Origin of the sequence: Vibrio harveyi, assembly GCF_030060435.1 — a bacterium.
In the GTDB taxonomy this organism is placed as follows: domain Bacteria; phylum Pseudomonadota; class Gammaproteobacteria; order Enterobacterales; family Vibrionaceae; genus Vibrio; species Vibrio harveyi.
Genome location: NZ_CP125876.1, coordinates 1,150,493 through 1,162,746, shown reverse-complemented (window position 1 = coordinate 1,162,746; position 12,254 = coordinate 1,150,493). Strand labels below are relative to the sequence as shown.

The 12,254-nt window shown below is 45.0% G+C and carries 16 protein-coding genes; 10 read left to right on the top strand and 6 right to left on the bottom strand.

The features are described 5' to 3' along the window. Positions 1–6: 6 nt before the first annotated feature. The gene (locus tag QMY49_RS21765; RefSeq protein WP_005452630.1) at positions 7–870 is read right to left on the bottom strand and encodes an MBL fold metallo-hydrolase; all 864 of its coding nucleotides are present in this window, start codon (positions 868–870) and stop codon (positions 7–9) included. 106 nt (positions 871–976) lie between these two features. Between QMY49_RS21765 and QMY49_RS21760 the strand changes: the two genes are divergently transcribed. After that, a complete protein-coding gene (locus QMY49_RS21760; protein ID WP_081098020.1) occupies positions 977–1,879 on the top strand; it encodes a LysR family transcriptional regulator in 903 nt (300 codons plus the stop codon). 98 nt (positions 1,880–1,977) lie between these two features. Next, positions 1,978–2,403: a universal stress protein gene (locus QMY49_RS21755; RefSeq protein WP_005439056.1), complete on the top strand. Its 426-nt coding sequence runs from the start codon at positions 1,978–1,980 to the stop codon at positions 2,401–2,403. 65 nt (positions 2,404–2,468) lie between these two features. On the opposite strand, the gene QMY49_RS21750 is transcribed toward QMY49_RS21755, so the two are convergent. The 3 genes from QMY49_RS21750 to QMY49_RS21740 all read right to left on the bottom strand — a co-directional run bounded on the left by QMY49_RS21750 (position 2,469) and on the right by QMY49_RS21740 (position 4,304). Next, positions 2,469–2,687 carry a hypothetical protein gene (locus tag QMY49_RS21750; RefSeq protein WP_009703435.1) on the bottom strand — a complete coding sequence of 73 codons (219 nt, stop codon included), beginning with the start codon at positions 2,685–2,687 and terminating at the stop codon, positions 2,469–2,471. Positions 2,688–2,806: 119 nt separating this feature from the next. Continuing rightward, the gene (locus tag QMY49_RS21745) at positions 2,807–3,559 is read right to left on the bottom strand and encodes a DeoR/GlpR family DNA-binding transcription regulator (RefSeq protein WP_005452636.1); all 753 of its coding nucleotides are present in this window, start codon (positions 3,557–3,559) and stop codon (positions 2,807–2,809) included. After that, on the bottom strand, positions 3,552–4,304 hold the full coding sequence (locus QMY49_RS21740) for a glycerophosphoryl diester phosphodiesterase (protein ID WP_009697071.1): 753 nt from the start codon (positions 4,302–4,304) through the stop codon (positions 3,552–3,554). The genes QMY49_RS21745 and QMY49_RS21740 overlap by 8 nt, the downstream gene beginning before the upstream one ends. Before the next feature lie 230 nt (positions 4,305–4,534). On the opposite strand from QMY49_RS21740, the gene ugpB reads away from it, so the two are divergent. The 8 genes from ugpB to QMY49_RS21700 all read left to right on the top strand — a co-directional run bounded on the left by ugpB (position 4,535) and on the right by QMY49_RS21700 (position 10,815). After that, a complete protein-coding gene (ugpB, locus tag QMY49_RS21735) occupies positions 4,535–5,842 on the top strand; it encodes a sn-glycerol-3-phosphate ABC transporter substrate-binding protein UgpB (RefSeq protein ID WP_085319561.1) in 1,308 nt (435 codons plus the stop codon). Between the two features lie 127 nt (positions 5,843–5,969). After that, positions 5,970–6,851: a sn-glycerol-3-phosphate ABC transporter permease UgpA gene (gene ugpA, locus QMY49_RS21730; protein ID WP_009697069.1), complete on the top strand. Its 882-nt coding sequence runs from the start codon at positions 5,970–5,972 to the stop codon at positions 6,849–6,851. Then, positions 6,851–7,699: a sn-glycerol-3-phosphate ABC transporter permease UgpE gene (gene ugpE, locus QMY49_RS21725; protein WP_009697068.1), complete on the top strand. Its 849-nt coding sequence runs from the start codon at positions 6,851–6,853 to the stop codon at positions 7,697–7,699. The genes ugpA and ugpE overlap by 1 nt, the downstream gene beginning before the upstream one ends. Beyond that, the gene (locus tag QMY49_RS21720; protein WP_283314246.1) at positions 7,700–8,857 is read left to right on the top strand and encodes a sn-glycerol-3-phosphate import ATP-binding protein UgpC; all 1,158 of its coding nucleotides are present in this window, start codon (positions 7,700–7,702) and stop codon (positions 8,855–8,857) included. After that, positions 8,850–9,659 carry an HAD-IIB family hydrolase gene (locus tag QMY49_RS21715; protein ID WP_283314244.1) on the top strand — a complete coding sequence of 270 codons (810 nt, stop codon included), beginning with the start codon at positions 8,850–8,852 and terminating at the stop codon, positions 9,657–9,659. Before QMY49_RS21720 ends, QMY49_RS21715 begins: the two co-directional genes overlap by 8 nt. A 475-nt stretch (positions 9,660–10,134) precedes the next feature. Further along, the gene (locus QMY49_RS21710; RefSeq protein WP_283314241.1) at positions 10,135–10,470 is read left to right on the top strand and encodes a hypothetical protein; all 336 of its coding nucleotides are present in this window, start codon (positions 10,135–10,137) and stop codon (positions 10,468–10,470) included. An 88-nt stretch (positions 10,471–10,558) separates the two neighbouring features. After that, entirely contained in the window at positions 10,559–10,687 is a 129-nt protein-coding gene (locus QMY49_RS21705) for a hypothetical protein (RefSeq protein WP_005426337.1), read from the top strand. Continuing rightward, entirely contained in the window at positions 10,687–10,815 is a 129-nt protein-coding gene (locus QMY49_RS21700) for a hypothetical protein (RefSeq protein ID WP_005452653.1), read from the top strand. Before QMY49_RS21705 ends, QMY49_RS21700 begins: the two co-directional genes overlap by 1 nt. 76 nt (positions 10,816–10,891) lie before the next feature. Here the strand turns inward: QMY49_RS21700 and QMY49_RS21695 are convergent, their stop codons facing one another. Beyond that, the gene (locus QMY49_RS21695) at positions 10,892–11,308 is read right to left on the bottom strand and encodes a MarR family winged helix-turn-helix transcriptional regulator (protein ID WP_009697065.1); all 417 of its coding nucleotides are present in this window, start codon (positions 11,306–11,308) and stop codon (positions 10,892–10,894) included. Further along, on the bottom strand, positions 11,308–12,222 hold the full coding sequence (gene dmeF / locus QMY49_RS21690) for a CDF family Co(II)/Ni(II) efflux transporter DmeF (RefSeq protein WP_005452657.1): 915 nt from the start codon (positions 12,220–12,222) through the stop codon (positions 11,308–11,310). The genes QMY49_RS21695 and dmeF overlap by 1 nt, the downstream gene beginning before the upstream one ends. Positions 12,223–12,254: the final 32 nt, after the last annotated feature.

Sequence of the window (12,254 nt, the reverse complement as noted above, 5' to 3'; positions counted from 1 at the left end):
CCCCTCCTAGTTTCCATGCCAGATGGAATAAGCCATACGCTCTACATGAGCAGGAAGGTTTTGTTCATAGCCTACCCAATGTTCGAACTCTGGTAGCTTCACTGACTGCTTGAGTTCTTCTGGAGTCTTACCAGCTTGCAAACCACTCCAAACCGCATCAAACAACGCTTTGTTAAATTGATAATCTTCTTCAAATGCTTCGGCTGATGAGACAGGCATGTGACCACTAATGACAGTGTCAAATGCTAATTCATTCCGCGCACGTTCAAAGGTATTCAAAATGCTTACGTAGTTATGCGTATTCAAACGGTGTGGTTCATTAACCATACCCGGCAAATGCCAATCAACGGCGAGTAGGACTTTGTCTTTCGGCATATGAATGATGCTCATGCAATCCCCGTCATTAGGACCGTAGTAATGCAAATCGACTTGTTTGCCACCTAAACTCACGCTCATGGTGTCATCATATGTTTGATCTGGTTGAACAACGCGGTTCTCTAAGTCTCGACTTAAAAGCTCAGTACACTTTTCTTGAGAGATGAACTCTGCTCCCTGCTCTTTAAAGATCTGACCACCGCGAGAGTGGTCAAAATGGTCGTGTGAATAAATCACTTTTTTGACTGGTTGCTTGGTTAGCTTGCTAATTTCTTGCATCATTTGCTTGGATCGCGCTTCACCGGACGGGTCCGTCACAATCACCCCTTCAGGCGTTACAACGACTAAGCTGTTATAGAAATACTGCGAGTATTGATAAACACCATCTTTCAACTCAATCATCACTGGTTTGGTTGGGTCAAATTGCACCGCTTCAGCCGCTACCGTTGAGCTCATCAAAAGCCCGCCAATCATAGCTTGGTAAATCATCTTCATAGGACACCTTTTGTCTTACTTGTCTTTGGTGTTGCTAAAGATAATTTGTATACTTTAATGAAACAATTGAGTAAAAAGTAACTTCATAACATACAAAAAGTATCGAATGGACAAATACAAAAACATGCAACTGCTCTGCACCGTGGTAGAGAAAGGCAGTTTCGCAAAAGCAGCAAAAGCATTAGGTGTCACTCCAGCGATTGTCGGGCGACATATTGCAGCCATGGAAAGCGAGTTAGGGTTTGTACTTCTTAATCGCACAACTCGGAGCATGCAACTGACCCCAGGAGGCAGAGCCTATTACGAGGGGTCACGTGCGATTCTTGAAAACATAGAGCAGTTAGAAGACTCTTTAACTAGCGCCCACCAACTGAATCCAACCGGATTAATCAGACTTTCAGCCCCAGATGCAATGGGACCTTTTCTGATGAAAGCGATTAAGGCATTTCGCCAAACCTATCAGCACATCCGCTTTGATTTGGTGTTGTCCAATAGTCACGTAAACCTGATTGAAGAAGAGATTGACCTAACTATCCGTCTCTCATATGACTTACAGGATTCTTCCTATATTGCAACGAAACTAGGCAGTTCTAGCTTTGGATTGTACGCAGCACCAAGCTATATTCTTGAACACGGGCAGCCAAATCACTACAAAGAGTTAGAGCAGCATGATTGCTTACACATGGGGCGCTCGCGTTACGGTGATAACTGGGTGCTGCAGGTAGAAGGTAAGAGCATCACCTATCGCCAACCATGGGCGGCAGTCATTTCCGATACCCATACTCTAATCGCCGCCATGGTAGATGGCATGGGAATCTCTATGATGCCGAGTTTGTTTGTATACAAAGAACTAAAACAAAATACTCTTGTTGAAATCAAAGGTGTTGCTGAATTCCCGCTGGTCAATATTTACGGAATGTATCCTACACGTAAGCATGTGCCCTACCGTTTATCTTTGTTCTTAAATCACTTAAAAGCATGGTTTCCAAAACATTTGCAACAAGCATAATTTGCCAAAACTTTGAGCGATTTCGGGATCTTATCAACACATTTTTTGTTAAAGGCGTACTATGCTATTGGTAGTGTATTCCACAAGAGGGCGTGGTTATGAAATACAAACATATCCTAGTCGCACTGGAACTGTCTGATGAGAGTACTGTGTTGATTGACCGAGCGGTATCTATGGCGAGTTATCTCGGTGCCGAGATTTCTTTTATTCATATCGATGGTACTCATGGCGAAATTTATCGTGAGCTTGTCGATATTAAAGCAAACCCAGACCAAAGACCGTTGAATGAACATTCAATGGAGTGCTTGAAGTCCTTTAGCGATTACATGGAGCAACCATTGAAGCACTTCTTCGTAGGCACTGGTGATTTAGCGGACAAACTGGAAGTGACTATCAAAGAACAAGAAGTTGATCTGCTGATTTGTGGTCACCATCAAGACTTCTGGAGCAAGATCATTTCTTACTCAAGACATCTGATCAACAAGTCTCCGGTTGATATTCTAGTTGTACCAATTCACGAATAGCGTGAATGAACCATCCCAAAAGCCGCCAACGATGGGCGGCTTTTTTGTGTTTCTTGTTGGCTCAATTAAGGCTCTATTTCACCAATCGAATACAGCACCAACTCTTGTGGGTTATTCCCTTCCCCTAACGAGTGAATGTCTTCCCCTTCTTGTTTGAGCTCGTTAATCAGTTTGAGCGCTTTATCTTGCTTCACACCAATAATGGTCGGCATTTCAGAGGCAGAGACACCAAAACGCGTTGCAATAAGCAAGTTTTTCACTTTGGTTTTATCCGATTCAAACATGACATGACCTCTTTAATTTCCATTATCTAAGCATAGCGAATCGCGATGAGAAAGCACCATGCCAACTTGAATAGATAACGGATTTTCCTAAGGGCTAGACAAACAAGGAAAGTAAAAGCTTAGTTACTGAAAACGCGATCAAAATAACTGAGTGGTGCCACCTTGGTATTGGCCCTTCGTTGCCACTTACTGCTGTTCGCCACCAGCCACTTTTGTTCTGAATTGGCCAAAATCGCTTGGCTCACTCTGGCTTCTCGCAACTCATGTTCCATCGCAAAAGCATGAGTATCACCTTTAGTGCTACCAAGATTGATCTGCGCGGAATGAAGTTCGGCGATTTCGGTTACACCTGCGCAACCGATAATGCCAATATCTGCGGAAAACTGAGCGAAAAAGTGCTCCGCCGCACCATCTACTACATCGCGGTCATTGGTACGAATACGCCCACCCGGAATCCAAGTTTCAATGTTCTCAAAATGAGAAAGAATGTGCGCCGCTTCGAAGTTATTCGTCACCACGCGAAGCTCACTGTGATGGACTAAACGCTCTGCAATCAATGCGATGGTAGTACCGATACCCAAAAACAAAGTCGCGCCGTTCGGGATGGCTTTGACCACTTCATCTGCAATGATCTGCTTTTCTTGTTGATTGGTGACTTGGCGAGAAGCATAGCTGCGATTACTCAAGGTAGCAGGCAATCCGACACCACCATGATGGCGTCGGGTCAGTCCTAATTGGCAAAGCTGATTAATGTCACGTCGAATGGTTTGCGTCGTGACTTCGAAGCGCTGAGCAAGTTCTTCTATCGCACAATATTCTTGCTGATGAACCAGTTCAATGATGCTTTGCTGACGGACGTTGAGGTTATTCATTCAATGCTGCTTCTCGTCTGACTGCAGTCGCTTCAACTTTATAACTCTGTGGTGTGTCTGTGATCATCATGTCCACACCCCACAGCCAATGCGCTTCAACTAATTGAGGGAAGTTCGGTGTATAACAAAATAGTTGGTAGCCAAACTGCTTGATTTGCTTAGCCTGCGATTCGGTCAGGAAACGGTAATCACAATGCACGCTGTAAGCATCAATGTGTTGCAGCACGATAGCAAAATCATCAGGAATCTCTTGCCACAACTGTCCTCTTCTTACTTCTGGCAGATAGTTTCTCATCGTCACCAAAGCTTCCGTATTAAAGCTAGAGAACAGAATCATGTCCGTATCCACATCCAAGCGCTCAATTACCTGTGCCACCTTTTCACACAACAAATCAATTTCATCGCCTGAGTAGATCTTCAATTCAATATTGAGCTTCACGCCAGCCTTTGCGGTGAGTTCAAGCGTCTCTTCTAAGCTCGGGATATGCTCGCCAGCGAAGTCATCACCGAACCATAAGCCAGCATCAAGTAACCTTAGCTCGTGCCAAGTCAGCTCTTTCACTTTACCGCGACCATTTGTGCAGCGGTTTACGGTTTTGTCATGGATAACCACAGGGATGTTGTCTGCGCAGAGTTGAACGTCAATTTCAATCCATTCACAGCCAAACTCAATAGCGCGTTGCATTGCCGATAAGGTGTTTTCTGGAGCCAAACTGGATAAGCCACGGTGTGCCGTTATTGTCATTTTTTATTCCGTCTTTTTCATTTGTTTTCAAATGAACTATCTCAGCCCTCAATGACGGTTTAATTACAAAATCGTGACGAAAATAATGCTCAAATAAGTTCATTTTTCTGTAACTAGAACGTCATTTGGCTCATTTAATGTTCATTTGAATTTTTTGAAGCGGATTCATTATCAAAATGAAAACCTGCAAGGGAACAACCTGTTCAAATCATCTATGAAAAGGAATCATTATGGCTATTAAACACCTCGCCGGACTTGCAATTGCAGCGGCATTCATCAGCACGCAAGCACAAGCAAAAACAGAGGTTGAGTGGTGGCACGCAATGGGTGGCGCACTAGGTAAAAAGGTCAACGAAATTGCCGCAGACTTTAACGCAAGCCAATCAGAATACGAGATCAAGCCAGTTTACAAAGGCAGCTACGCAGAAACCATGACCAGTGCAATCGCCGCATTCAGAGCGAAAGAGCAACCAGCTATCGTGCAAGTGTTCGAAGTGGGTACGGCGACAATGATGGGGGCAAATAAAGCGATTTATCCCGTTTATCAATTGATGAAAGACACCAAAGAGTCGTTTAATCCAGATGATTATCTTGCGGCAGTAACGGGTTACTACACCACCAATGAAGGCAACATGCTTTCACTGCCATTCAACAGCTCCACTCCTGTGCTTTATTACAACAAAGACATGTTTAAGAAGGCAGGCGTAGCAAATCCACCTAAGACGTGGAAAGAGATGGAAGAAGTGTCTCGTAAACTACTGGCGTCTGGTGCGAAATGTGGTTTCAGCACAACCTGGCAATCATGGACTCAAATCGAAAACTTTGGTGCGCGTAACAACGTTCCTGTTGCCAATAACAACAACGGCTTTGCTGGCTTAGACACAAAATTCAAGTTCAATGACTCAGCGTTCGTACACCATATCGAACAGATGGGTAAATGGTCGAAAGAAGGCATCTTTAAGTACGGTGGTCGTCAGTCTGATGGCATGCCACTGTTTTACACCCAAGAGTGTGCAATGACCATGGGCTCTTCCGCAGGTCTGGCGGGCATCAAAGAGAACATGAAAGGCGTTGATATCGGCGTAGCACAATTGCCATACGATTCAGAGCTAGTATCTAAGCCACAAAACACCATTATCGGAGGAGCCTCTCTTTGGGTGCTTCGTGGTCACTCAAGCGAAGAATACAAAGGCGTGGCGAAGTTTTTCTCTTACCTTTCAAGCCCAGAAGTTCAAGCAGATTGGCACCAATTCACTGGTTACTTACCAATCACTAAAGCGGCTTATGAGCTAACGAAAGAGCAAGGCTTCTACACTAAGAACCCAGGCACCGACACAGCCGTTCTGCAAATGACATCGACAAAGCCAACGGAAAACTCGAAAGGCATTCGCTTTGGTAACTTCCTGCAAACTCGCGACATCATCAACGAAGAGCTGGAAGCGGTTTGGGCAGGAAAAGCAACAGCACAAGCAGCACTAAATAATGCGGTTCGTCGTGGTGACGAGCAGCTACGTCGCTTTGAGCGCACACAGAAATAACGAACCTTAATAACGAACAATGATGCACCGAGTCTTATTCAAGTAGGTACTCAGAGATGCACTCTCCCCGCCCATCAAGGGTGGGGAATTCGTTTACACACCTTGCCTGTTTTATTTTGGTATTTGTATGTCCTCACCTGTTGTTTTTAAACACAAATGGCTTCCGGTTGCGCTGATTGCGCCTCAGTTGGTGATCACCTTGGTGTTCTTCATCTGGCCGGCAGGACAAGCCATTTTCCAATCTTCACAACTTGAAGATGCTTTCGGTATGAGCCGTGAATTTGTGGGTTTAGAGAACTTTGAAACGCTCTTCCATGATCCACTTTACCTAGATTCGTTAATGACCACGCTGCAATTTAGCATCAGCGTTGCGGTGCTTGCTCTGGTCAGTGCGCTGATCCTTTCCGCTTTTGCCGAGCAAATCATCCGTGGCGCGACCATGTATCGCACTTTCTTGATTTGGCCTTATGCGGTGGCTCCGGTTGTCGCAGGTTCACTATGGCTATTTCTATTCGATCCAACCATCGGTGTGATGACCGAACTGTTGAATCTGTTTGGCGTAGACTGGAATCCAACGCTCAATGGCACCCATGCTATGTGGATGGTGATCATCACCTCGACATGGAAGCAAATCAGCTACAACTTTCTGTTCTTCCTTGCGGCGCTTCAATCAGTACCCAAGTCTCTGCACGAAGCCGCGGCCATTGACGGCAGTGGTCCAATCAAACGCTTTATCAGCATTAGCTTCCCGCTGATTTCACCAACCAGTTTCTTTTTGTTGGTCGTGAACTTCGTTTACGCGTTCTTCGATACCTTCGCCATCATCCATGCGATGACACAAGGCGGTCCGAGTAACAGCACTTCCACCTTGGTTTATAAAGTCTATAACGATGGTTTTATTGGTCTGGACTTAGGCTCATCAGCAGCGCAATCCGTCATCCTGATGATCTTGGTGGCCTCCCTAACCGTGATTCAATTTAAGTATGTTGAGAAGAAGGTGGCGTACTAATGGTAGAAAGAAGACCGTTTTTTAATCTGTTTTGTCATGTCATTTTAATTCTTGGCATTATTTCGATTGCGCTTCCCGTTTGGATTGCGATCGTAGCAACCACACATGAGAACAGCGCGTTCGCTACCGGTACACCATTGTGGTTTGGCGATTTGGGCTTTAGCGTTTTCACTGACTTGTTGAGTAACGACACCCAATATAACAACAATACTTTGCCAATTGGCAACATGCTGCTGAACTCCTTCATCATGGCGATGTGCATTACCATCGGCAAGTTGAGCATTTCCATCCTGTCCGCGTATGCAGTGGTGTTCTTCCGTTTTCCGGGACGAATGCTGGCGTTCTGGATGATCTTCTTCACGCTGATGTTACCAGTAGAAGTGCGCATCATGCCGACATTTGAGGTGATTACGAACCTCAATATGCTGAACTCATTTTACGGCTTAACCATTCCATTGATCGCCAGTGCAACGGCTACTTTCTTGTTCCGTCAGTTCTTCTTAACGGTGCCAAATGAGTTGGTGGAAGCAGCACGAATTGATGGCGCAGGACCAATCAAGTTCTTCTTCGATATCTTGTTGCCTCTATCGCGCACCAACATCGCCGCACTATTCGTCATCACCTTCATTTACGGCTGGAACCAATATTTGTGGCCGCTTTTGATCACCACAGACGTGCAGTACTACACCATCGTGATGGGCATTAAACAGATGCTTGGAGTGGTTGATGGCGTGATCGAATGGAACAAAATTATGGCCACCACCATTATCGCCATGTTGCCACCCGTGATTGTGGTAATTGCAATGCAAAAAGCCTTTGTTAAAGGTCTGGTAGATTCGGAGAAATAAATGTCCACGTTAACTCTTTCTAATATCGCTAAATGTTATCCGAACGGCTATCAGGCGATCCAAAAACTTAATCTCAATATCTGCGACGGCGAAATGGTCGTGCTGGTTGGCCCGAGTGGCTGCGGTAAATCCACCTTACTTCGTATGGTTGCAGGGCTAGAGGAAATCAGCTCAGGAGAGCTTAAGATCGACACCACATCCGTCAACGATCTCGAACCTGGCGAGCGAGACATTGCCATGGTATTCCAGAACTACGCCTTGTACCCACACATGACGGTGTACAACAACATGGCTTACGGTCTGCGCAACCGCAGAACACCGAAAGCGGAAATCGAACGATTGGTTCACGAAGCGGCAAAGATGCTGGAGTTGGATCACCTACTCGACCGCAAACCAGGGCAGCTTTCTGGAGGACAACGTCAACGTGTGGCGATGGGGCGCGCAATTGTACGTGAACCAAAGGTGTTTCTGTTCGACGAGCCACTGTCCAATCTAGACGCCAAACTGCGCGTTCAAATGCGTTTAGAAATCAAGAAGCTTCAGCGTCGCCTCGGGACGACATCGGTTTACGTTACCCACGACCAAGTTGAAGCAATGACGCTGGCGGACAAACTTGTTGTTTTGAACAAAGGTAATGTCGAACAAGTTGGCACACCGCTAGAGATATACGACAACCCTGCATCTTTGTTCGTCGCGACCTTTATTGGTTCACCATCCATGAACATCTTAGATGGCAATGTTAGCGTTGACGGCATCACTATCGGTGACGCGCTGCTTCCTGTCTCCACAACAAACTTGGCTCTTGGCGAAATAAAGCTAGGACTTCGTCCAGAGCATTTACAAATCAGCCAAGATAACCCATGGTTGCAAGTAGAAGTCGAATTGATTGAATCGCTCGGTGCCGATCTGTTGCTTTACTGCCACACAGAAGGTGGTGACTCACAAAAGCTTGTTGTTCGTGTAGAGGGACATACGCCAATTCAAATTGGCGACAAGCTTGGTCTAGACATAAAGCCAAAACATGTTCATCTATTTGATGCCAACACAGAAAAGCGTATCGAGAGTACACTGGCTTCCGCGGTATCACTACAAGGCGTCAGTGACGAAACTCAAGCAATCAACTCTAGAGTAAACAAGCAAGGAGTGGTGAATGCCTAACCCGTTATCAGAGCTCAAGTTAGAGAGTCTGAAACAGATCGAATGGCTGCTAACCGACGTGGATGACACATTGACTTGGCAAGGCAAGCTGCCACCTGAAACACTCATTGCGTTAGCCGAGCTAGAGCGTGTCGGCGTAAAAGTGGTGGCAGTAACAGGCGCATGTGCCGGTTGGTGTGACCAAATGGCAAAGATGTGGTCACTGCATGGTGTGATTGGTGAAAATGGCGCGTTTTGGATGAGAAAAGACGCGGCAGGATTCCACACCACCTTTGCTCGCCCAGCCGAAGCAATGCGCAAAGAACAACGCGCATTACAAGAAAGTATTTCCGGCATTTTGGCAGACTATCCCAATGTCGAGTTCAGCCAAGATCAGAGTTTTCGCTACTGTGACGTTGCGGTGAACATAGCGCAAGATAGAACGCCTGTTTCCCCTTCCACGACAATGGAAATTCTTAACCACATTATGAATTTGAATGTGGAGTCTAATCCCGTCAATGCAACATTGAGTTCGATTCACATCAATGCTTGGGTCGGTAGTCACAACAAGCGTACAAGTGGTGAAGCGTACATTAGGCAGTTCAATAACGGCGAATTACCGAGCTTAGAGCGCATCACGTATGTGGGAGATTCACTCAATGATGAAGGCATGTTTGAGTGGTTGCCAATGACCTTTGGCGTGAATAACATTCGCCCTTTATTGGCGAAACTGAACCATCAACCTAACTATGTCACACAAGAGAACGGCGGCTACGGGTTTGCTCAATTGGCAAGCTTGATCGTTCAAGCAAAAAGCCTGTAATTCAACAGCATGTCCATTCGCCCTTCCGCTTTTCTTAAGTCGGTGAATGGACATTATTTTTGTCTCTGATAAATAAAATCTCTATTTATCATTCGCAATTATCGTTTTGTTATCTACCAAAAACGTTCAAAAAACTCTCGTTACTAATTTGCTCTCAATCCCTTGCTATATATGGCGTTTTTTCATTTCGTACTACTTACCATGCTCAGAACGAAGCAATCCGCAACAAAAATTGATTGTTGTCCTAACTAATTATTTTTGTTTGTCGCATTCAAAAGCAGCCCATATTATCCGCAGCACAAGGGATGACATTCCTTACGCTCTTTAACAATCAAATGCCGTACTTCTTCATCTGACAACTTTCCTACTGATGTAAAAATTCCCTTTTGATTCCCATTTTCAAATTTTTACAACCACTGCGCAGAGCATTTAAAGCTGTGTTCTGCATTACAGTCTATTCATGTAGGAAATCATCGTGGATAAATATCAAGCTGCATACGCTAAGCGTCTAGAAAAACTGAAGGGCAATCGTTCGCCAAAAACTATTGCACGTATTTCGGCGTGGGATGCATTTTTTAACAAAGAATACGAGATGCAAGATCTAGAGTCTCAAATGGCAGACTCTGCTCGTCGTCACTATGAGCAATCTGACGTTAAAAATGAAATCAGCTTTGGTTCATTCAAACGCGCATTCTATAAAGAATCGATCGTGATTTATGACCTAACCGATGGCGCTTCAATTCAGAAAGTGTTCACACCGTTACTTGTGCTAACAACAGCATGGGTACTGTTCGTGTGTTTTACCCAGTAATTGAATAACCGAATTAAATAAGCAATAGATAAACTATTGGCAGAGTGTTTATTACCTTTGTTCAATACAAACAGTTGAGAGTTTAAGGATGAAAGGAAGAAACATTGCGGCATTTGCCATTGTGGTGGCAGCATTTGCGTTTGGTTATGGCTTTAAATCCTATCAAGAAGCGAATGGTGTCATTTACCCAACCTTCAAGAAGGAGTTTAATCTCTGATGCCTAAGATTACCCTTCTGCTACTCGCAACGACTGTCGGTATTGGCGTTACCGGTGCTGCATTCTGTGTTGGCATTACGTATGCGTTCACACAACTGCCAATCGAACAAATTCTATCGAGCTTATAAAAAAGTAGAGCATTTCGGTGCTCTACTTTTTTGCTGTTTGAGACTCAATATTTGAGTTGAGAAACGAAAAGCGCAATCAGAACTCTTTATTCATCTTCTGTAAGCAAGCAAACAAGATCGCTTGATGCTCAGGTTCGATATTGCGCGTTAAGTCTTGAACCAAATCTAAATGCAGCTGATTGTGATGACGGTGAATCTCTTCACCCGCTGGCGTAAGCTTTACTACGATAGCGCGACGATCTTCTGGATGCGGACAGCGCTCAATAAGCTCCGCTTTCACCAGTTTCTCAATTTGAACCGTTAACGTGCCTGTCGTAATCCCAAGCTTTTCCGCCAGTTCTTTCATACGCAACGCACCATGCCCACCCAGTACTTCAATCGTGTGGATTTGAGCCAGTGAGTAACCCGTGCCTTTTACTACAGATTGCTCCCAAGAAGACATTTTGTCATAGAACTCGGTAAGCGTTTGATTCAGCTTTTCTAATTCGCGCATCACTCAGTCGTTTGAACTTCCAAAGTTAGGTGGTGAATCTTATCAAATTTACTCAATAATTGCTTAAATTCATCCAGCGTTTTGTTGCTATGATTTTTAAGCGCGATTGCCGCAGAGTAATGGTGACCACTCACCTTCCAGATGTGTAAATCAACAATCTCGGCATAAGGAGTAAGTGTTTCAGTAATCTCATCTCGGTATGACTTGTTGATGCTCTCATCCAACAAGACTGGTGCGGTTTGTTTCATTAAACCCAAGGTCCACTTACCAATCACAACGGCACCAACAATCCCCATCATGGCATCTAACCAAACCCAGCCGTAAAACTTACCGACAATCAACGCGACAATCGCAAGTAGAGAGGTCAGCGTATCCGCTAACACGTGGAAGTACGCAGCAGTTAGGTTGTGGTCGTGATGATGTTCGTGCTCATGATCGTGAGAATGGTGATCATGATGGTCATGCCCATGATGATGGTGATCTTGCAGAAGCAGCATGCTCGCAAGGTTCACCACTAAACCAATCACCGCCACCATAATAGCTTCGTTAAACTGAATGCTTTCTGGGTTGAAGAGACGATGAATCGACTCGACCATCATCATCAATGCCACAATCCCCAACGCAATGGCACTGGTAAAACCGCCGAGCACACTCACCTTACCCGTACCAAATGAGAAGCGGTCATTATGGGCATTTTGTTTCGCGTAGCGGTAAGCAAACAAGGTGATACAAAATGCCGCTGCGTGTGTACCCATATGCCAACCATCTGCGAGCAATGCCATTGAACCAAACATGGTCCCGGCAGCAATCTCCACCACCATGGTGGTCACGGTTAGGATCAATACGTAGAGCGTGCGTTTTTCACCCTTTTGGTTGTGAGAAACGAAATCATGTGAATGTTGCGATACAGCCATTGCGACACTTACCTTCCAATTTTAGTTTGATT